Below are 19,961 nucleotides of genomic sequence, written 5' to 3'. Positions count from 1 at the left end.
TCAGTACGGCGGTGCGAGCGCCACGACCCGGCACACGTGGTCGGCGTCCTCCGCCCACCCGAGCAGCGCGTCCCGGTCGACCAGCAGGATCCCGTGCCGTTCCCCCCAGGCGGCGGCGTCACGGGTGAACGACCCGTTCGTCACGACCATCGACTGCGCGGCCCCGTACACGGGCCCGGCCGTCCCGTTGATCCGGTACAGCACCTCGGCACCGACCCTGCGGCCGCCGACGGTGTGCTTGCACTGCACCGCGAGTCTGCGGCCGGCGGCGTCGACCGCGAGCACGTCGACTGCCTGGTCCCCGCGGCCGCCGACGACCTCGGCCCGCAGGCCGTCCCGCTCCAGCAGACGGCGCACGATCTCCTCGAACCCGGCGGGCGACGCCCCGTCCACCTCACGGGCGTCGGGGCTGTACTCCGCCTTGCGGGCCCTCTGGCCGGCCTCGACCCCCGCCTCCCACGCCTTCCGCTGCAGCAGCAGCTGCGCCTCCTTCTCCCGCACCCGCGCACGACGCAGCAGCTCCTTGCGCCGCCGCAGCTCGGCCTCCAGGCTCTTCTCCCGCTCCCGGAGCCGATCCGCCTCCGCACGCAGGCAGCTGGTCTCCTCCTCGTAGCGCCGCACCCGGCGCCGGTGCGCGGTGCGGGCGGCGAATTCGACGGGCAAGGCGAGCAGCAGACCCAGCGTCAGCGCGGCGGACACGTCCTGGATCCGCATCGCCCCGCCGGCCAGGTTGTCGAGCACGGGCACCGCGAGCGTCCCGAGCACGATCAGCCACAGCCTCAACCCGGCGACCACCCCGTACGGAAACTCCGGCCTGCCCCGCCCCACGCCCGCCTCCCCGACACCCCGCCAACCCCGGGAAACCCTAAGCGCCCCCACCGACACCGTCGCCGCCCCGCCGGGGTGCACGGGGCTGCGGGTCCCGCCGACTCCCGCCCGACTGCTTCGCCGATGCAGCCGCGTGGACGGCTTGTCGTCTGAAGCGACCGAGGGCAGACGCTTTGGGAACGTCAGCCCTCGGCGCTGCGGGCCCGCGCGCCCCTCCGTGCTTCGGACTACGACACCGGCCGATTCTTCCTGAGTTTGAAGGCGTGACCTCCGAGCGGTGATCCTCCCACTGCTGTTTCTTGTGTTGCGCAGGCAGCGGGGAGCCTTCCGCACCGTCGGGCGCCGGCTGCTGAGCTACGTCGCAGCGACCCGGGACTAGGAGTTGTCGTCAAAGTGTCAGGCCCACATCAGGATCGATGCGAGGGTGACGGCTGCCTTGTAGGACTGGGCGGTCTTGTCGTAGCGGGTGGCGATGCCTCGCCACTGCTTGAGGCGGTTGAAGCACCGTTCCACGACGTTGCGGTGCTTGTAGACCTCCTTGTCGAAGGCCGGAGGGCGGCCGCCGAGGCTGCCCTTGCGGGCCCGGTTGCGGACCTGGTCGGCCCGTTCGGGGATGGTGTGCCTGATGCCGCGGCGCCGCAGCCAGGTGCGGATCGCCTTCGAGCTGTAGCCCTTGTCGCCGATGACGTGATCGGGCCTGGCCCGGGGCCGGCCCTGACCGGTCCGGGGCACCCGGATGGCGTCCATCACCGCGGTGAACTGCGTGCAGTCGTTGGTGTTCCCGCCGGTCAGGACGAACGCGAGCGGTCGGCCGGCCGCGTCGCAGGCGAGGTGCAGCTTGCTGGTCAGTCCGCCCCGGGACCGACCGAGGGCAGGGCTTCGGGGCCCCCTTTTCGGGCCCCGGCGGCGTGCTGGTGGGCCCGGACAATGGTGGAGTCGACCGACACCAGCCAGTCGATGTCACCCGCGGCGTCTGCCTTCGCCTGGACGGCCTGCAGCATCCGGTCGAAGGTGCCGTCGGCTGCCCAACGGCGGAAGCGGGTGTGGAGGCTGGTCCACGAGCCGTATCGCTCGGGGATGTCCCGCCAGGGAACACCGGTGCGGAACTTCCACACGATCCCGTTGAGGACCATCCGGTCGTCCAGCCGGGGCCGCCCCAGCGCAGGCCGGGGCAGCAACGGGCGTATGAGGTCCCACTCGGCGTCGGACAGTTCATGGCGACGTATCACCACTCCATGATCCACAATCCAAGATCACTTTGACGACAGGCTCTAGTGGTGGGCGTCGGTGCCCCTGGGCCGCCCCAGGACGGCCCCGAGACGGCCCGGCTCTCCACTGCACGCTTCGGCGTTGAAAATCTCCACAACCGAGAACAGAGCTGGGGGATCTTCGTGGAGGGTCACTCCTCGGTATTCTTCGTCTGACTACTTTCGATTGCTGTATCGAAAGTCGAGCATCAGACGTCGGCGCTCGATTCCTTGGCCTTTTGCAGTAGAGCCTCCTGGTTGCGACGGCTGCGCACATCGTCCTTGCGCAAACTCCTACCCTCGTTCAAGACGGGCTGAAACTGCTCGGCGGCAAGCTTGACTGCAGTAGTGATCGCTACTTCAATCCTCTCAGAGTCCGAGACCTTGAACTTCAGCTTCTTGGCGCCCCTCAGCCGCCGCTTTGCTGTCTCTATGTCAGAGGTCTCGAAGATGGGAATAAGTTCTGGCGTGATCAGAGCGGACACCATCATCGCGATGTGATACTTCGCAGCTTTGAGAGTGGTCGAGTCGGGCGTTCGGGCGAAGAATCTATCTACCCGATACAAGATCCAGGCCGCATAGTAGTAAGCCTCAACGGAATATTCGCCCCAAACGAACGACCCCTCAGCCTCTAGCTCCTTCGGAGCGCCGATCGCTCGGAAGGAGTCACCGAACAGCGTCGCAGCGACTGCACGGTTGAGTTCGGGAGTCGTGACGACACGAGTCCGCGGAAAGTCGAGAGAGGCATGTTGGCTCTGCCTCAGGTAACGCAGGCCGTTTACGCCAGACTGACTGAAATACTCTTCAACGTCTTTCGCCACCTGAGAACTCGCCTGTATGTCAGTTGAGCCGATGGGTGTTTGCAGGTTAGTAGCGATTGCCACGCTCGTTCGCACCCCAACGTCTCCTGAGCTGACTATCTTCACCGGGATCCATAGGTCAGAAAGAAAGTCCGGCTTGGCCTTAACCGCTTCACTTGCCGCCCATCTAACGAGTTGGTGACTCGTCTGCCCGCCATTCACGATCTGGTACCCCGAGATGAAGAATCTGTCACCCGACCCTCGGAGAGATGTCGCAATGATCGTAAGTCCGTTGTTAAGGAAGGGGAAGTGCTCGCGGTCGTCACTCTGAAGGGTTCTAGCGATCCGGGCATTCACAGGGTTCTGGCTACCCAGATCGAGACGCACATTGTCGTCGAAGATACCTGGTCGCAAGGAGCCCGTTTCATCCATAAGCAGCTTCATCACCTCCGTGCCCGACAACAGTCCGATGTAGGCCTCACTCACCCGTTCAGTCGCAGGAATGGTCTGCCGCTTCTCGAAGTTGAACCGAATGTTCTGCGGCCCGTGACGCTCTTTCAGCTTTGCAGCCAGTGCATCATGGCCATGGGTGTTGAGGCGCAGGGGTTCTGAATAGATTCCGAGAGCTCGAATACGATCGATCGCTTCTGTGACCTGAAGCTCTTGCTGCGCACTCTTCCCGTCATTGCCACTGGTGGTGACGTAGAAGAGTTCGCAAGGGATTCGCGTGTCTTGAAACTTGTCGCCACTCTCTGCGATCCGATCAATCAAAGCAGCCAGGTCGACGAGGGCCGGAGGAAGCTTGACGCTCGTCGGCTTGATCGCATACCTTGTAACGGCTTCGACACCGTGGAGGAATTTCGCGATCAGCTTAGAATCGTAGGACTCGCTCGTCTTAGCCTGGATGAAGAACACCCTTGCCGAATTGGACGCCTGGTCTGAGATAAGATCGTCGATTTCTGACGGTTCGAAGACGATCTGTCCGTTGACTACGACGGCAGCGATGTCAATGCCCTCGTCGGTCCCACCGCCGAGAACAGCGCGCTCAATCTGCTCAACATCGTCCCGCACATAAGGGAAGAGATAATTGGCTGCGACGTACAGCTCGAACTGCTTCGCCTCGCTCCCCTCGAAGCCGAAATCTCGTGCAAACTTGGTCACTCGCTTTCCCGTGAGCGTGTGCACCTTCTCCCCCTAACCAGCGCGAGCGCTGATCGTCATCACGGTGTGTTTCTCAGTGAGCGTAGCGTCTGTGTTGCCGTCGACGTGAGCGAACGGTCAGACAACCTGACTTACCCTCTACAGCCTCGGTCGAGCTTCCTCCGCCGACGAGCCTCGATGTGATCAGTCAGGAGGATCCCCCGACTGACCCTCCCCAGTTCGATCCCCAAGTGCAGAGCTACATGCTGAGCGAAGTTCTCGAGCAGCGTGTCGGCGGCGAGCCGCTCCGATCCGCCGAGGGCGAGGTTGCGCATCCGGGCGATGCCGAGCATTGCGTGGTGGACGCCGTCGCCTTTGAGGCGGCAGTCGCGGATCTTCCAGGTCTTCATCGGACGAAGACATGATCGACGCGGGCTCGGACCTGCTTGTGGGACTTGTTGTGTTCCTCTTTCCAGTCCTGGAGTTCGATCTGGCCGCGCTCGCGGCGGTGCGGGATGACGAGTCCGGTGCCCGGGTATCCGCCGTCGGCGATCTGAGGGTCTTGCCGACCGCGGCCTTGGCCCCGGATTCCTCCCACGCCTTGCAGTCGTTGCGGTTCCCGGCGAGTGGCCGGCCGACCACGACGACCAGGCGGTTGTCGGCGTCGATGACGACCTGGTGGTTGGTGGAGTACCGGTAGTTCTTCGCCCGCTCGGCGACGGTGTGGTCGCGGGTGGGGACTAACGTGCCGTCCACGATAAGCACGGCGTCCTTGGCGAACCGCTTGCGGGGCTGGAGGGCAAGCATCGGTCCCAGGTTGTCGATGATGCGGTCCGCCGCCGACTTCGACACCCCAAACAGCGGGGCGAGTTGGCGCATGGGCAAGTTCGTTCGCCCGTACGCCGCGACCAGCAGTGCCCGGCCCTTCAGCGGAAGGCTCCACGGCCGGCCCGTGCGGACCGCGCCCACGCCCTCACGACGCAGCACCGTCATCAGCTTGCCGAACTGCCTCAGGCTCAACCCGGTGAACGGGGCTACCCAGGACGGCTCCAACTCCGTGAGCTTCTTCGATGTGGCCACCGATCGGGTGACGGCCCGTGAAGCGCAACGAGCGAGGCCCCCGGGCTGTTGATCGAGATGTCTGACGTCTCAATCACGCTGCTCGGGGGCCTCGTTGGTCATCCATCCTGCCGCACTCGACCTGCCGCATGCACTCGTGGAGTGGGTCACCATGTTGATCATCACTCGTGAGGGCGACCGGCGCTGCAAGCTCCGTCCGTCCCAGCGAGCGATGGCGGCACTGGTGTACCTGCGAGAGCACATCACCCTAGCGAAGATCGCTGCCGGGTTCGGGATCAGCGAGTCCACCGCCCATGCCTACACCAGCGCGGTCGTCGACCTCCTCGCCGCCCGTGCACCGGGTCTACTGAAGACGCTGCGCGACCACGATCCCGACTTCGTCCTGATCGACGGCACTCTCGCTGAATGCGACCGGGTCGGCGACGGCCGGGCCGACCACTCCCACAAACACCGACGCCACGGCGTGAACGTCCAGGTCGTCACCGATCCCGGCGGCCGGCTGCTGTGGCTCTCACCCGCCCTGCCGGGCCGCACCCACGACCTGACCGCCGCCCGCACCCACCGGGATCATCCGGATCTGCGAGCACCAGGGCGTTCCGATCGTGGCCGATCTCGCCTACCAGGGCGCCGGTCCGTGGCTGACCACGGGCATCAAGCGCAGGCCCCTGAAGAAACCGACTCCCACCGAGAAGACTCGCAACCGTGCCCTGGCCGCCACACGGCCACCCGTCGAACGTGGAGTCGCCCGCCTGAAGTCCTGGCGGATCTTCCGCAGGTTCCCATGCAGTCCCAACCGCATGACGTCAATCGCCAAGGCCGTCCTCACCCTGGAGCTGCAACGCTAAAGAAGCTCATTAACACGTCGTTTTGATCTTGCAGTCGGGATCGCCGTTCTGGGACAGGACCCGAGCCTGGAGTGGTGCGAGGGCAGCAAGTGGGATGGTTGCCGGTGGGATGACGATGTCGTGTGCTTCGAGCAGTTTCCTAATCTTCAGCAGGGTGCGGTGCATGGCTGTGCGGCTGCTGCCGAAGAGAACGGCGAGGGGTTCCGCGGCCAGGGCGAGGTGCAGGTGGAACACGGCGGCCAGGACTCGGGGCGGGGCGGGCGGCCGCGCTGGGTGTCCCCGTCCGGTGCCAGGGTCTGGACCAGGTCGTGCAGCTGATCCGGAGACATCCCGGTCAGCGCTGAGGCGGACAACATGGCCGGTGTCCACTCCCGCTCGCACGGTTCCGGCGCCCGGGGTGGGGGGATGGCCGGGGCTGGCTTGGGGTGCAGCACGTAGTTCCAGTCGCCGTGGAAGGCGTGCCGGGTCACTGGCAGAGCCGCCATCTCCGCGTCCCCGATCTGCACTCCGGCCGGGTAGGTGCCGGTGTCGAGTTGGGCATGCACCCGCAGCCCGGTGCGGGTGGTGGTTGCTGCGATGGACTGGACGATGATTTCGTGGCCGGTCAGCGGGCGGCCACGCCGGTTCATGGTGATGTGGGAGAAGAGCCGGTGCTCGATCTTGTTCCACTTCGATGTGCCCGGCGGCAGGTGGCAGACCGTGATCGTCAGTCCCGTCTCGGCGGCGAGCGGGCGAGTTCGAGTTTCCCAGGCCTGGGTGCGGTAGCCGTTGGAGCCGCCCGCGTCGGCGGTGATCAGCAGCCGTGTCGCCTGCGGGTAGGCGGCGTGGTCCAGGCCGTGCCACCAGCGGCGGACCGATTCCACTGCGAACGCGGCGGTGTCGTGATCGGTGCCCACGTTGACCCAGCCGGTGTTCGCCGCCAGGTCGTAGACCCCGTACGGGATCGCCTTGCCGTCATTCTTGAACTCGCCGACGAGCGACTTCTTCTTGGTGTCCACGCTGATGACCGGCTCGCCGGCATCCCGGTGCCCGCGGGCCTGCTCGTTGAGGTCACGGAATTGCCCGTCCTGGTTTACGTGCTGGCTGCCCTCGAGTTTCTTGGCGTTGGCCTGCAGGCTGAAGCCTTCCTCCCGCAGCAGAACGTCGACGGTGTCGGCACTGACCCGGTGTCCGGCCCGCGTCAGTTCTCTGGCGAGTGCGCGGGTCGACTTCACCGTCCATCGCAGCGGCGACATCGGATCACCCCGCACCTCCGGCTCGACCAGCGCCGGCAGAGCCGGCCGCAGCTCCGTATCGAGATCCGCGACCCGCTTGCGGCCGCCGCCCGGCCGCCGCACCCGCCCCAAGGGCTCCTCACCGGCCTCCAGCTCGAACACCCCCTTGCCGGACTGTCGTCTCACTCACCGCGGCCGCCAGCGCGACAGCCCGGACGCCGCCGTGCCCCAGGACACGCGCCTCGGCAGCCATCAACAGTCGACGCTGCCGCTCGTCCAGGTGCGGGAACAACGCCTCTAACTCCCAGAGAGTTGGCTACGAGTCTCGTCCGGAATGCGCATACCACAACAACGAGCCTCAGAACGGGAAGCAACACCTTGATTCCCTGCAAACCCTTAGGTGGGCCAGTTCCAAAGCGCCGACGGCGGTCCGCTCCGTCCAAGCCGGTGTCATTCCGGAGCCCAAGGAAGGCCAGCAGTCCAGGCGGCACATGAGCACGGAATGCACGCGTTGCGGCACCTCTACGCATCCGTGCATTGCGACATCGGCGAGAACATCACGGCGCTCAACTCGTACTCGGTCACGGCGATCCCGGGTGTACACGTACCTGATGCCCAGGAGCCACGGACGGTCCGCCGGGTAGTGGACGGGCTCTGTGAGGCCCCGATCCACGTCCGGCGGCCTATAGACGGCCCATACCGAGTATGACGGCTCAGGGCCGACGGTTGCCCTCCGTCGGCCCTCAGCCTCGCTTCCGGTGGTGTAACCACCGAACTGCGGCTACAGCACCGGCAGGTTCTTGCGGAGTTCGAAGGCCGTTACCTCCGAGCGGTATTCCTCCCACTCCTGCTTCTTGTTGCGCAGGAAGAAGTCGAAGACGTGCTCGCCGAGCGTTTCTGCGACCAGTTCGCTGCGCTCCATCAGGGAGATCGCCTCGCCCAGGTTCTGCGGGAGCGGTTCGATGCCCATCGCGCGGCGTTCCGAGTCCGACAGGGCCCAGACGTCGTCGTCGGCGCCGGCCGGGAGTTCGTAGCCCTCCTCGATGCCCTTCAGGCCCGCCGCCAGCAGGACCGCGTACGTCAGGTACGGGTTGGCGCCGGAGTCGATCGAGCGGACCTCGATGCGCGAGGAGCCCATCTTGCCCGGCTTGTACATCGGGACGCGGATCAGCGCCGAGCGGTTGTTGTGGCCCCAGCAGATGTACGAGGGGGCCTCGCCGCCGGAGCCGGCCGTGCGGGTGGAGCCGCCCCAGATGCGCTTGTACGAGTTCACCCACTGGTTCGTGACCGCGGAGGTCTCCGCCGCGTGACGGAGCAGGCCCGCGATGAAGGAGCGGCCGACCTTCGAGAGCTGGTACTCGGCGCCGGACTCGTAGAAGGCGTTGCGGTCGCCCTCGAAGAGGGACAGGTGGGTGTGCATGCCGGAACCGGGGTACTCCGAGAACGGCTTCGGCATGAACGTGGCCTGCACGCCCTGCTCCAGCGCGACCTGCTTCATGACCAGGCGGAACGTCATGATGTTGTCGGCGGTGGACAGTGCGTCGGCGTAGCGCAGGTCGATCTCCTGCTGGCCGGGGGCGCCCTCGTGGTGGCTGAACTCGACCGAGATGCCCATCGATTCGAGCATGGTGATCGCCTGGCGGCGGAAGTCCATGCCCACGTTCTGCGGAGTGTGGTCGAAGTAGCCGGAGTTGTCGGCGGGCACCGGCCGGGAGCCGTCCAGCGGCTTGTCCTTCAGCAGGAAGAACTCGATCTCCGGGTGGGTGTAGAAGGTGAAGCCCAGGTCGGAGGTCTTGGCAAGGATCCGCTTGAGGACGAAGCGGGGGTCCGCAAACGACGGCGACCCGTCCGGCATGAGGATGTCGCAGAACATCCGGGCGGTCCCGGGGGCCTCCGCGCGCCAGGGCAGTATCTGGAAAGTGCCCGGGTCCGGCTTGGCGATCATGTCGGATTCGTAGACCCGCGCGAAGCCCTCGATCGCCGAGCCGTCGAAGCCGATGCCCTCGTCGAAGGCCTGCTCCAGCTCGGCCGGTGCCACCGCGACGGACTTGAGGAAGCCCAGCACGTCGGTGAACCACAGGCGCACGAAGCGGATGTCGCGCTCCTCAAGCGTCCGGAGGACGAATTCCTGCTGCTTGTCCATGCCTTCATCCTCGCAGTTCAGACGGCCTGTGCACCACCGCCGTCGGGGGTGGGCGCGGGGTGGGCGGGCCCAGTATCGCCAGCCGCGGTTTCCGCCACATTACGCACCATCGAAACCTCGTGGCACCCCTGCACTGACCGGGGGGGCGTCCTGGCCACTACCATCTGCCGCCATGGGGGGCTGGGAGCACATACGGGAGGGGCGCGGCGCGGGCCGCCCGCCCCGGCGTGCCGTGTTCGCGGTGGCGCTGTCGGTGCTGCTCGGGGCGCTGCTGCTGTGCGTGCGCCCCGGTGAGCCCCACACCTCCCCTGCCTCGCCTGCCAGGGCCGCCGCCCCTGTCACCGCCGCACCGGCCCCCCACGGCCCCCCGCACGCCGTGTGCGCGGACCCGGGGCACCGGCCCGGCTGCTCGCCGTTCTCCCACGTCACCCCCGGCGTCCTGCCCGCCCCGCCGCCCGCGCTCCCCGTCGCGGCGGGCGCCGCCGATCCGGCCGGGCACGCCGCCGCCGGCCTCGGGGCCCGGCCGTACGACGCCCCGGCGCGCGCTCCCGACCTGCACGCCCTCCAGGTGCTGCGGACCTGACGGGTCCCGGCGCGCCGCATCCGACGCCCCGCGCCCCCGGAGACCCGACCCCACCACCCCCCCTCACGAAGGAACCAGGTCACATGGCCGGCACCAACCCGACCCCCAACCCCTCCCGCCAGGCGCGCATAGCCGAGATGCGCCGGGCAGAACGCTCCCGCGAGCGCCGCAACAAGATCCTCGCGATCTCGGTGTCGACGGCGCTCGTCGCGGGCCTCGTCGGCCTCGGCGCGTGGGTGCTGCTGGAGCAGAAGGCCGAGGAGAAGGCGGCGGCCCGCGAGGCCGAGACCGCCCGCACCACGCCCGTGGCCGCCGAGCAGTCCTGGGACGCGAAGTCGCTGGGCCGCAACCACGTCGAGACGCCCGTCTCGTACCCGATGAACCCGCCGGTCGGCGGGGACCACCACCCGCGCTGGATGAACTGCGACGGCAACGTCTACAAGGAGCCGGTGCCGCGGGAGAACGCCGTGCACTCGCTGGAGCACGGCGCCGTGTGGGTGACGTACAACGACAAGGCGTCCGCCGCGGACGTCGCCGAACTCGCCCGGACCGTGGAGAAGACCCCGTACTCGCTGATGAGCCCGGTCGCCGACCAGTCCGGGGCGATCATGCTGAGCGCCTGGGGCAGGCAGGTCACCGTCGACAGCGCCGCCGACCCGCGCGTGAAGCAGTTCTTCACCAAGTACGTGCAGGGCCCGCAGACCCCCGAGCCGGGCGCGGCCTGCACGATGGGGGTGGCCGGCAAGTGAGGCGTACGTACTGGGCGGCCGGCTCCGCGGTGCTGCTCGCCCTGCTCTTCGCGGTGGCGGCCACGGTCGCCGCCGCGAGCGGCGGGCGCCCCGCCGGGGCCGCCGCCCGTACGCCCGCCCTGTACTCGCCGGACGCGGGCTTCGCCCGGGACATGGCGGTGCACCACCAGCAGGCGGTGGAGATGTCGTTCCTGGTGCGGGACCGCACGCAGGACGAGGCGGTGCGCAGCCTCGCCTACGACATCGCCAACACGCAGGCGAACCAGCGCGGCATGCTGCTGGGCTGGCTGGACCTGTGGGGGCTGCCGAAGGTGCTGGCGGGCGAGCCGCCGATGTCCTGGATGGCCCCCGGCGGGGACGCCCCCGCGGGCGGCTCCCACGGCGGGGACGGCTCCCACGGCTCCCACGGCGGCCACGGCATGGACGGCGTTCCGGCCAAGCCGGGAGCGCTGATGCCCGGCATGGCCGCCAAGGAGGAGATCGCCGCGCTCGGCGCCGCGCAGGGCCGGGACGCCGAGGTGCTGTTCCTTCAGCTGATGACCGACCACCACAAGGGCGGGGTGGCGATGGCCCGCGGCTGCGCCGTGCAGTGCGTGACGCCCGCCGAGCGGGCGCTGGCCCAGGGCATGGTCGAGGCCCAGCAGTCCGAACTCACCCTGATGGCGGACATGCTCCGCGCCCGCGGGGCCGCGCCGCGCGGGTGACGGGACGCGCCCGTACGGTGGTGGGAGGGCGCCCTTCGCGGCCCTCCCACCCCACCGGCCGGCCCCGCCGGGGCTCCGCGGCGGGCGCTCGGCGCGCCCCCGCCGGCCGTCGCAACGGCATGCTCAGGAGGTTGACGCCATGACCACCGCGGCAGACATCATGCACCCCGGGGCCCAGTGGATCCCGGCGACGGAGACCCTGGACCGGGCCGCCGAGCTCATGCGCCGGCTGAACGTCGGCGCCCTGCCCGTCAGCGACGCGGACGAGCGGCTGTGCGGCATCGTCACCGACCGCGACATCGTCGTGAAGTGCGTGGCCATGGGCCGCAACCCGGCCGAGGTGACCTGCGGCGACCTGTGCGAGGGGACGCCCCGCTGGATCGCTGCCGACGCGGACGTCTCGGCCGTCCTGGACGAGATGGAGTCCCACCAGATCAAGCGCCTGCCGGTCATCGAGAACAAGCGGCTCGTCGGCATGATCAGCGAGGCCGACCTGGCGCAGCACCTGCCGGACGAGCAGCTCGCGGGCTTCGTCGAGAAGGTCTACGCCCGCCGCTGATCCCCGGGATCCCCGGGGTACCCGAGGAGGAGGGCCCGGGCCACCTGCTCCGGCCGGTCCAGCATGACCAGGTGGCCCGCGGGCTCGGCGGCCTCGAAGCGGGCGCCCAGCGCTTCGGCGAGCGCCCGCTGCCGGTCGAGCCAGCGGGCCGCCGCCCGGCTGCCGGAGCCGTCGTCGCCGGCGAGGACCGTCGCCGGTGCGGCCAGGGGGTGCCGGGCGCGCAGCGCGAGGACCTCGGCGGCCATGTCCGGGTAGCGGGAGTTCTCCAGCAGCACGCCGCGCCACACCCGGCCGGTGCGGTAGCAGCGGCGTACGAGGTCCCCGGGCGCCGGGTCGGCGCCGCCGGTGCGGGAGAGGCGTACGGCGGCCCGGCGCGCGGCGGGGCCGAGCGCGGCCGGCAGTCCGGCGGCGGTGAGGGCGCGGCCCGCGGCGCGGGCGGCGCCGGTGCGCAGGGCCGGGGGCAGGAGGGTGCGGGGGTGTTCCTCGACGCTGCCGTCGAGGAGGACGAGCGCGGCGGTGCGCCGCGGGTACAGGCGGGCGAAGGCCTCGGCGTGGAAGGCGGCGATCGAGTGCCCGGCCACGGTGGCGGGGGTGCCGCCGAGGCCGAGGGCGTCCAGCAGCCCGGCGATGCGGCCGGCTTCCCCGGCGGCGGTCGGCGGGGCGGTCGCGGGGCCGCTCAGCCCGTGGCCGGGGCGGTCGAAGCGGACGACGGTGCGGCCCGCGGCGGCGAGGAGGGCGGCGACCGGATCCCAGTCGAACCAGGCCATGGCGAGCCCGGCGCTCAGCACGACGGGCGGCCCGGAGCCTTCGACGACGACGTGCAGGGCGGTGCCGTCGACCCGGACGAAGCGCGGCCCACGCGTCCCGTACGCCTCGTACGTCACGTACGCCGCTCCTTGTGCACGGACCAGGCCAGCAGGCCGAGCCACAGCGCGACGAGGAGGACCTGGAGGCGCTGGCCGGCGCCGAGGGCCCAGGTCCCGCGGCCGGCGGTGAACATCGCTATGGCGGCCAGCGTCCAGACGGTGGCGACCATCTCCATCACGACCAGCGCGGGCCCGTGGGCGGCGAGGGGGGCGAAGATGCGGTAGCGGCGGGCGGCGACGGTCAGGGCGACGATGCCGACGAGTGCGCCCGTCATGGCGAGGCTGCTGCTGACGGCGTGCGCCTGGTGCGTGGCGGGGACGAGCCCGGCGGTCTCGCGGGCGGCGCACACCGGGTCGGCCGTGGGCGTGCAGCTCAGCGGCAGCCAGGCGTCGGCGGCGGTCGCCGCGCCGAAGAGGGTGACGCCTGCCCAGCCCGTGACGGACCAGAAGCGGCGGGACTCGGGGTGGGTGCGCAGCCGGAGGAGGGCCAGCAGGCCGCCGCAGAAGGCGAGGACGCCGGCGGTGAAGTCGGTGGCGCGGAAGAGGCCGCCGAGCGGCTGGTCCTGGGCGGCGAGTTCGCTCACGTACGTCTCGATGGGGTTGAGGCCGGTGGAGAGCACCACCTCCAGTACCCAGGCCGTGTACGCGGCCGCGCCGAGGCCGATGAGGAGGGCGACGATCCAGGTGCGTCCGGGCCGGGGCGCCGCGGTCTCGGGGGCCGCCGGGGCCGCGGCGGACTCCACCAGCGGCCTCGCGGGCCCGGCGTGGCCCGGCTGGCCCGGCTGGCCCGGCTGGCCGGCGTGCCGCGTGTGGCCTGCGCGTGCGGTGTGGCGGGTGTGGCCCGCGCGCCAGGTGGGGGTCGTGCGCCCCGCGCGCCGCTCATGGTTCCTGCGCTTATCAGCCCGTATGGCCATGTTTACATCATCCTCAAGACTGCGGTCCCCGTAATCTGCGCGGATCCCCGGCCCGGGTGCGGGCCGACGGGGTCCGCTCCCCGTCCGCGCTCCCCCGGCCACCCGGCGGCGCTGCTGCGGCGGCAGCCGCCGCGCCGGTCGTGCGCGTCGTCGCCGTGCAGGTGCCGTGTCCGTCCGGGGCGGCTCCGGCCTGGAAGACGTGGATCGGGGCGATTGCGTTGCCTGCGGTCCGAGTGCGGCGGGCCACACCGCGCCGGCCGGCGGTGAACTCGTTTGGCGGGCATCCCGCCCCGTGGCACCCTTTCGGATCATCAGACCGCATGACACGAGGACAGCCCCCACTCCATGAGCACGCCTCCGAACCCGCCCGGCACCCCCTCGGAGCCGGAACGCGAGGGCATACCCGTTCACCGGCCGGAGGCGGAGCCGACTCCTGCACCGGCCGCCGAGCCGCCGCTCCGGACGACTCCGGAGCCCGGCACAGGAGCCCCGCAGCCCCCCGCCCCGGCCGAGCCCGCCGGGCCGTCCCTCCGGAAGGAGCCCGCCCCGGCCGAGGCGCCCGCCCCGCAGGCAGCGGCCCCCGCCGCACCGTCCGCCGGCCAGGAGCCCGCCGCAGGCGCAGCACCCGCGCCCGAGGCGGAAGCCCCGGCCGAGCCCGCCGGGCCGTCCCTCCGCAAGCAGCCCGCCCCCGCCGAGGCGGCCACGCCGAAGGCAGCCGCCGCGCCGTCCCTCCGCAAGGAGACCGCCGCACCTGCGCCCGCGTCGGGCGAGGCACCCGCGCCGGAGGCGGTGGCAGCCGCCGAGCCGTCTCCGGCCCCTGCGGAGCAGCCGGACGCCGCCCCCGAGGCGGCCGTCGCGAACGCCGGCTCGGCCCCGCCCGCGCCGGACGCCGCCCTCGCCGCGGACGCGCCGCCCGCAGCAGCCGCCCCCACCCAGGCACCGCCGCCCGCGACCGGCCCGGAGGGCTACGCCGCCCCCGGCATGCCCGGCGGCGGCGCGCCCCTCCCGCCCGGCGCCGCCGTCCCGCCCGGCCACCCCGGCCACCCCGGCCACCCCGGCCACCCCGACGCCCCCGGCCACCCCGGCGCGCCCGTTCCGCCGCCGCCCGGCAACCCGTGGGCGTACCACGGCGCCGGCGGCGCGGGGCCCTGGGGTGCGCCCGTCCAGGAGAGCAACGGCCTCGCCGTGGCCTCCCTCGTCCTCGGCGCCTGCGCGATCTTCTTCGGCCCGGTCCCGCTCCTCTTCTGGGGCGGCGGCATCCTCGGCCTGATCGCCATCGGCACGGGCCTCGGCGGCATCAAGCGCGCCTCGGCCGGGCTCGGCCGGAAGGCCATGGCCGTCGCCGGCACCGCCCTCGGCCTCCTCGGCCTCCTCTGCTCGGTCGGCGGGTACTTCCTGACCGAGCGGCTCGTCGACAGCGCCCGCCACGGCATCGAGCGGGAGATCGACTCCTGGCCGGAGCCGGACACGGAGGGCCTGGAGATCGACCCGGAGGAGTTCGGGTCCGACGACCCGTGGCCGGCGCGCCCCGGCCGGCCGACCCCCGCCCCGTCCCGCGGCGACGTACCCGGCATGACCTCCCCGCTGCCGTTCGGCGAGACGTTCGCCTACCCCGACGGGATCAAGGTGAGCCTTTCGCAGCCGAAGCCGTACAAGACGAAGAACCGCTACGCCGACGTCGGCAACGCCGTCCAGATGACGCTCACCATCACCAACGACTCGTCCAGGAACCACAACGTCATCTACGCCGTCCCGAACGTCCGCGACGACAAGGGCATGACCGCCAAGCTCGTCTTCGACGGCGACGTGCCGAAGCTCGTCAAGGGCGACATCCTGCCGGGCCAGTCCGCCAGCGGCGTGATCGTCTTCGAGGTTCCCGACGGCACCACCAGCCTGAGCGCCGACATCTCCCCCGGCACCCTCATGCAGAGCGTGAAGTTCAGCGGGAAGATCGGCTGACCGCAACCGCCGCGAACCGCCCGGGCACGGGGCCGCCACCCCATAGCGTCAGAAAGACGATTACACTGGCCCCGTGCCCCAACTTCGCCTCGCTCTCAATCAGATCGACTCGCACGTGGGCGACATCGCCGCCAACGCCGACTCGGTCGTGCACTGGACCCGGCACTCCGCCGAGCAGGGCGCCCACCTCGCGGCGTTCCCCGAGATGATGCTCACCGGCTACCCCGTGGAGGACCTCGCCCTGCGCGGCTCCTTCGTGGAGGCCTCCCGCTCCGCCCTGTCCGCGCTGGCCGGGCGGCTGGCCGACGAGGGCCTCGGCGAGCTGCCGGTCGTCGTCGGCTACCTCGACCGCAGCGAGCGGGCCACCCCCCGCCTGGGCCTCCCCGCAGGCTCCCCGGAGAACGCTGCCGCCGTCCTCCACCGCGGGAAGGTCGTGCTCCGCTTCGCCAAGCACCACCTCCCCAACTACGGCGTCTTCGACGAGTTCCGCTACTTCGTGCCGGGCGACACCCAGCCGGTGATCCGGGTCCGCGGTGTCGACGTAGCCCTCGCGATCTGCGAGGACCTCTGGCAGGAGGGCGGGCGCGTGCCCGCCACCCGCTCCGCCGGCGCCGGGCTGCTGATCTCCGTGAACGCCTCCCCGTACGAGCGGAACAAGGACGACGTCCGCCTCGAACTGGTCCGCAAGCGCGCCCAGGAGGCCGGCTGCACCCTCGCCTACCTCGCGATGATCGGCGGCCAGGACGACCTGGTCTTCGACGGGGACTCGATCGTCGTCGGCGCGGACGGCGAGGTGATCGCCCGCGCCCCGCAGTTCTCCGAGGGCTGCGTCCTGGTCGACCTCGACCTGCCGGCGGCCCGGCCCGGCGCGCCCGAGGGCGTCGTCGACGACGGGCTGCGCATCGACCGCGTCGTCCTGTCCGAGGAGCCCGTCGAGCCGTACGAGCCGGTCGCGGCCGGCGGCGGCGCCGACCGGCTCGACGACGACGAGGAGGTGTACGACGCGCTGGTCGTGGGCCTGCGCGCCTACGTACGGAAGAACGGCTTCCGCTCGGTCCTGATCGGGCTGTCCGGCGGCATCGACTCCGCTCTCGTCGCCGCCATCGCCTGCGACGCCGTCGGCGCGCAGAACGTGTACGGCGTCTCCATGCCGTCGAAGTACTCCTCGGAGCACTCCAGGGAGGACGCCGCCGAACTGGCCCGGCGCACCGGCCTCAACCTCCGGACCGTCTCCATCGAGCCGATGTTCGACGCCTACATGGGCTCCCTCGGCCTGACCGGCCTCGCCGAGGAGAACCTCCAGTCCCGGCTGCGCGGCACCCTGCTGATGGCCCTGTCCAACCAGGAGGGCCACATCGTCCTCGCCCCGGGCAACAAGTCGGAGCTGGCCGTCGGCTACTCCACCCTGTACGGCGACTCCGTCGGCGCGTACGGCCCGATCAAGGACGTCTACAAGTCGGACGTGTTCCGCCTGGCCCGGTACCGCAACCGGGCCGCCGAGGAGCGCGGGGAGACCCCGCCGATCCCGGAGAACTCGATCGCCAAGCCGCCGAGCGCCGAGCTGCGGCCCGGCCAGGTGGACACCGACTCGCTGCCGGACTACCCGGTACTGGACGCGATCCTCGCCCTGTACGTGGACCGCGACCAGGGGCTGGAGGAGATCGCCGCCGCCGGCTTCGACCGCGGGCTGGTGGCGAGGACGCTGCGGATGGTGGACGCGGCGGAGTACAAGCGGCGCCAGTACCCGCCGGGTACGAAGATCTCCGCGAAGGGCTTCGGCAAGGACCGCCGCCTGCCCGTCACCAGCGGCTGGCGCGAACGGGCCTGACGCCCGCGGCTACCCGACCGTCACCCGGGCGGCCACCGGAAGGTGGTCGCTCGCGGTGCGCGGCAGCGTCCAGGAGGCCTCCGGCGTCATCCCGCGGACCAGGATGTGGTCGATCCGCGCCATCGGGAACGCGGCCGGCCAGCTGAACCCGAAGCCGTCGCCGGCGGCGCCCTGCGTGGAGCGCATCTGCGAGGTGACCTCGCGCAGGGAGCGGTCGTTCATGGTGCCGTTGAGGTCGCCGAGCAGGACCACCTTGCCCAGCGGCTCGGCGGCGAGCGCTGCGCCGAGCGCGCCGGCGCTGTTGTCGCGCTGGTTCGCGGTGAAGCCGGCGTTCAGCTTCACCCGGACGGACGGCAGGTGCGCGACGTAGACGGCGATCCTGCCCTGCGGGCTCTGCACGGTGGTGCGCATGGCCCGCGTCCAGCCCATCCGGATGTCGACGGGCCCGCTGGCGGTCAGCGGGTACTTGCTCCACACGCCGACCGTGCCCTCCACGGCGTGGTACTTGTACGTGCCCGCCAGGGCCTTCTCGTACGAGGGGACGGCGCTGCCCTTCAGCTCGGTCAGGGCCAGGACGTCGGCCCCCGAGCGGGCCACCGACTCGGCGGTGGCCCGCGGGTCGGGGTTGGCGGCGTCGACGTTGTGGGTGGCGACGACGAGGTCGCCGCCGGACCCGGAACTGCCGGTGAGCAGGCCGCCGAAGAGGTTGAGCCAGACGACCGCCGGCAGCAGGCAGGCGATCAGCGCGGTCGCCGAGCGGCGGAACGCGGCGCACGCGAGCAGGACGGGCACGAGCAGCCCCAGCCAGGGCAGGAACGTCTCCGTGAGGCTGCCCAGGTTGCCGACGTCGTTCGGCAGCTGCGCATGGAAGATCATGACCAGGGCGAGGACGACCGCCAGGGCGGCGGTGGCGATCCCGCGCCGCCAGATCCCTCTGTCGCGGCGCAGTTCGGCCAGGCGGCGCCGGAGGCCGGATCCGGAGGGCTCGCGCTCCGAGCCGCCGTTCCCGGTCTCCGCCATGTACGCCTGTGCCATGCCACTGCCCTCGCTGCCCTGCTCGCGCTCCGTTCCCGCACCATGACCCTAGGCGATGGACGGAGCCTCCCGTGCCGGTGTTCCGGCCGTACGTCCGGGAGGACGAACGGCCGTGCGGCGCGGGTTCCGGTTGTCACGAAACGCGCACATTCGCTCGGACGCGTGCCGTTCGCGCCGCCGAACGGCCGCGGCGCGGACGCCCGCCCCGCCCTCGCGGAAACCTCGCGGCGGCGTCGGAGCGGTCTCGGGGCCGACTCGTCCCCGGCGGGCGGTGTGACGCACCGGTCGCTCCCCCACTTTCGCGGCGGCCCGGCCAGGTGCCACCATGGTGGGTGAGTCCGGGGACGCCGTCAGGGCGCCTCGAGATGACACAAGGAGCAGTTGCCATGACGCATGCCGTTTCGCCTGCCCGCGAAGCAGCCGCCCCCACCCTGTACGGGGGCACCGGCACCCGGCGGATCACCGTCCGCGACCTCACCCTCGCCAAGGAGCGCGGCGAGAAGTGGCCCATGCTCACCGCGTACGACGCGATGACCGCGTCCGTGTTCGACGAGGCCGGCATCCCCGTGATCCTCGTCGGCGACTCCATGGGCAACTGCCACCTCGGCTACGAGAACACCGTCCCGGTCACGATGGACCAGATGACCCTGCTGTCCGCGGCCGTCGTGCGCGGCACCAGCCGGGCCCTCGTCGTCGGCGACCTGCCGTTCGGCTCGTACCAGGAGGGCGCCGTGCAGGCGCTGCGGAGCGCCACCCGGCTGGTGAAGGAGGCGGGCGTCGGCGCGGTGAAGCTGGAGGGCGGCGAGCGCTCGCTGCCCCAGACCGAGCTGATCGTGCAGTCCGGCATCCCGGTCATGTCCCACCTCGGCCTGACCCCGCAGTCCGTCAACGCGATGGGCTACCGGGTGCAGGGCCGCGGCGACGAGGCCGCGCACCAGCTGCTCCGCGACGCCAAGGCCGCACAGGACGCGGGCGCCTTCGCGGTGGTCCTGGAGCTGGTCCCGGCGGAGCTGGCCGCCGAGGTCACCCGCTCCCTGCACATCCCCACGGTCGGCATCGGCGCGGGCGCGGACTGCGACGCGCAGGTGCTGGTGTGGACGGACATGATGGGCCTGACCGGCGGCAAGATGCCGAAGTTCGTCAAGCAGTACGCCGACCTGCGCGCCACGATGACGGGCGCGGCGAAGGCGTTCGCCGAGGACGTTGTCGGCGGGGCGTTCCCGCAGGAGCAGCACAGCTTCCACTGATCCACTGATCCACTGATCCACTGATCCACTGATCCACAGGTCCCCGCCGAGCGGCTCCGGACCACCGGGCCGGCAGGCCGCCGACCGCCCCGCGCGGCCGGCGGGCTGCCGGCCCGGCGGCCGGTTGGGGCCCGTTGGTGGGGTTTCGGGGGTCTGTTGGGGGGGGGGGGGTGTATGGGGGGCGTGGAAGAAACAAAAAAAAACACACAAAAAGGACCAC

At 70.8% G+C, this 19,961-nt stretch carries 15 protein-coding genes and 2 pseudogenes; 8 read left to right on the top strand and 9 right to left on the bottom strand.

Annotated features, from left to right (window positions below):
- From ACZ462_RS07815 to ACZ462_RS07800, 4 genes and pseudogenes are all read right to left on the bottom strand, one after another.
- Positions 1 to 828, bottom strand: coding sequence for a restriction endonuclease (locus ACZ462_RS07815; RefSeq protein ID WP_467806789.1), 828 nt, complete (start codon positions 826 to 828; stop codon positions 1 to 3).
- 396 nt (positions 829 to 1,224) lie between these two features.
- A protein-coding gene (locus tag ACZ462_RS07810) for an IS5 family transposase (RefSeq protein WP_467806873.1) occupies positions 1,225 to 2,054 on the bottom strand; the annotation gives its coding sequence in 2 pieces (ribosomal slippage) (positions 1,225 to 1,706 and positions 1,706 to 2,054; 831 coding nt in all).
- Between the two features lie 230 nt (positions 2,055 to 2,284).
- Positions 2,285 to 4,036 (bottom strand): AIPR family protein, encoded by a 1,752-nt coding sequence (locus tag ACZ462_RS07805; RefSeq protein ID WP_467806787.1) that lies wholly within the window; start codon positions 4,034 to 4,036, stop codon positions 2,285 to 2,287.
- A 290-nt stretch (positions 4,037 to 4,326) separates the two neighbouring features.
- Positions 4,327 to 5,095, bottom strand: a pseudogene (locus tag ACZ462_RS07800) (transposase); the annotation flags it as partial.
- Positions 5,096 to 5,246: 151 nt separating this feature from the next.
- Between ACZ462_RS07800 and ACZ462_RS07795 the strand changes: the two are divergent.
- Complete coding sequence (locus ACZ462_RS07795; RefSeq protein WP_467806785.1) at positions 5,247 to 5,966, top strand: transposase family protein; 720 nt, start codon at positions 5,247 to 5,249, stop codon at positions 5,964 to 5,966.
- Here the strand turns inward: ACZ462_RS07795 and ACZ462_RS07790 are convergent.
- Both ACZ462_RS07790 and ACZ462_RS07785 read right to left on the bottom strand, forming a co-directional pair.
- A pseudogene (locus ACZ462_RS07790) lies at positions 5,950 to 7,496 on the bottom strand (ISAzo13 family transposase). The gene ACZ462_RS07795 and the pseudogene ACZ462_RS07790 sit on opposite strands and share 17 nt — an antisense overlap.
- A gap of 439 nt (positions 7,497 to 7,935) precedes the next feature.
- Positions 7,936 to 9,297, bottom strand: a complete 1,362-nt coding sequence (locus ACZ462_RS07785) for a glutamine synthetase family protein (protein ID WP_114057339.1) — start codon at positions 9,295 to 9,297, stop codon at positions 7,936 to 7,938.
- A 172-nt stretch (positions 9,298 to 9,469) separates the two neighbouring features.
- On the opposite strand from ACZ462_RS07785, the gene ACZ462_RS07780 reads away from it, so the two are divergent.
- The 4 genes from ACZ462_RS07780 to ACZ462_RS07765 all read left to right on the top strand — a co-directional run bounded on the left by ACZ462_RS07780 (position 9,470) and on the right by ACZ462_RS07765 (position 11,892).
- Positions 9,470 to 9,880 (top strand): hypothetical protein, encoded by a 411-nt coding sequence (locus ACZ462_RS07780; RefSeq protein WP_467806783.1) that lies wholly within the window; start codon positions 9,470 to 9,472, stop codon positions 9,878 to 9,880.
- Positions 9,881 to 9,963: 83 nt separating this feature from the next.
- Positions 9,964 to 10,629, top strand: coding sequence for a DUF3105 domain-containing protein (locus ACZ462_RS07775; protein ID WP_467806781.1), 666 nt, complete (start codon positions 9,964 to 9,966; stop codon positions 10,627 to 10,629).
- Positions 10,626 to 11,333 carry a DUF305 domain-containing protein gene (locus tag ACZ462_RS07770; protein ID WP_467806779.1) on the top strand — a complete coding sequence of 236 codons (708 nt, stop codon included), beginning with the start codon at positions 10,626 to 10,628 and terminating at the stop codon, positions 11,331 to 11,333. The genes ACZ462_RS07775 and ACZ462_RS07770 overlap by 4 nt, the downstream gene beginning before the upstream one ends.
- 139 nt (positions 11,334 to 11,472) lie before the next feature.
- Positions 11,473 to 11,892, top strand: coding sequence for a CBS domain-containing protein (locus ACZ462_RS07765; protein ID WP_467806778.1), 420 nt, complete (start codon positions 11,473 to 11,475; stop codon positions 11,890 to 11,892).
- Here the strand turns inward: ACZ462_RS07765 and ACZ462_RS07760 are convergent.
- The gene (locus ACZ462_RS07760) at positions 11,877 to 12,776 is read right to left on the bottom strand and encodes an alpha/beta fold hydrolase (protein ID WP_467806776.1); all 900 of its coding nucleotides are present in this window, start codon (positions 12,774 to 12,776) and stop codon (positions 11,877 to 11,879) included. The two genes, ACZ462_RS07765 and ACZ462_RS07760, sit on opposite strands and share 16 nt — an antisense overlap.
- Positions 12,773 to 13,438: a DUF998 domain-containing protein gene (locus ACZ462_RS07755; RefSeq protein WP_467806872.1), complete on the bottom strand. Its 666-nt coding sequence runs from the start codon at positions 13,436 to 13,438 to the stop codon at positions 12,773 to 12,775. The genes ACZ462_RS07760 and ACZ462_RS07755 overlap by 4 nt, the downstream gene beginning before the upstream one ends.
- A gap of 579 nt (positions 13,439 to 14,017) precedes the next feature.
- On the opposite strand from ACZ462_RS07755, the gene ACZ462_RS07750 reads away from it, so the two are divergent.
- On the top strand, positions 14,018 to 15,631 hold the full coding sequence (locus ACZ462_RS07750) for a DUF4352 domain-containing protein (RefSeq protein ID WP_467806774.1): 1,614 nt from the start codon (positions 14,018 to 14,020) through the stop codon (positions 15,629 to 15,631).
- 73 nt (positions 15,632 to 15,704) lie between these two features.
- Positions 15,705 to 17,459 (top strand): NAD+ synthase, encoded by a 1,755-nt coding sequence (locus ACZ462_RS07745; RefSeq protein WP_467806772.1) that lies wholly within the window; start codon positions 15,705 to 15,707, stop codon positions 17,457 to 17,459.
- A 9-nt stretch (positions 17,460 to 17,468) separates the two neighbouring features.
- Here the strand turns inward: ACZ462_RS07745 and ACZ462_RS07740 are convergent, their stop codons facing one another.
- Positions 17,469 to 18,494: an endonuclease/exonuclease/phosphatase family protein gene (locus tag ACZ462_RS07740; RefSeq protein WP_467806770.1), complete on the bottom strand. Its 1,026-nt coding sequence runs from the start codon at positions 18,492 to 18,494 to the stop codon at positions 17,469 to 17,471.
- A 386-nt stretch (positions 18,495 to 18,880) separates the two neighbouring features.
- Here ACZ462_RS07740 and panB point away from each other — a divergent pair, with 386 nt between their 5' ends.
- Positions 18,881 to 19,741, top strand: coding sequence for a 3-methyl-2-oxobutanoate hydroxymethyltransferase (gene panB / locus ACZ462_RS07735; protein ID WP_467806768.1), 861 nt, complete (start codon positions 18,881 to 18,883; stop codon positions 19,739 to 19,741).
- Positions 19,742 to 19,961 lie beyond the last annotated feature (220 nt).

It is taken from the genome of Streptomyces sp. NPDC031121 (genome assembly GCF_055570615.1).
This window is presented reverse-complemented; position numbering and strand designations above follow the sequence as displayed.

Coding starts and splice junctions, on each gene's coding strand:
- ACZ462_RS07795 (WP_467806785.1), top strand. CDS start 5,247: ATGTTGATCATCACTCGTGAGGGCGACCGGCGCTGCAAGCTCCGTCCG.
- panB (WP_467806768.1), top strand. CDS start 18,881: ATGACGCATGCCGTTTCGCCTGCCCGCGAAGCAGCCGCCCCCACCCTG.
- ACZ462_RS07765 (WP_467806778.1), top strand. CDS start 11,473: ATGACCACCGCGGCAGACATCATGCACCCCGGGGCCCAGTGGATCCCG.
- ACZ462_RS07750 (WP_467806774.1), top strand. CDS start 14,018: ATGAGCACGCCTCCGAACCCGCCCGGCACCCCCTCGGAGCCGGAACGC.
- ACZ462_RS07785 (WP_114057339.1), bottom strand. CDS start 9,297: ATGGACAAGCAGCAGGAATTCGTCCTCCGGACGCTTGAGGAGCGCGAC.
- ACZ462_RS07775 (WP_467806781.1), top strand. CDS start 9,964: ATGGCCGGCACCAACCCGACCCCCAACCCCTCCCGCCAGGCGCGCATA.
- ACZ462_RS07740 (WP_467806770.1), bottom strand. CDS start 18,494: ATGGCACAGGCGTACATGGCGGAGACCGGGAACGGCGGCTCGGAGCGC.
- ACZ462_RS07780 (WP_467806783.1), top strand. CDS start 9,470: ATGGGGGGCTGGGAGCACATACGGGAGGGGCGCGGCGCGGGCCGCCCG.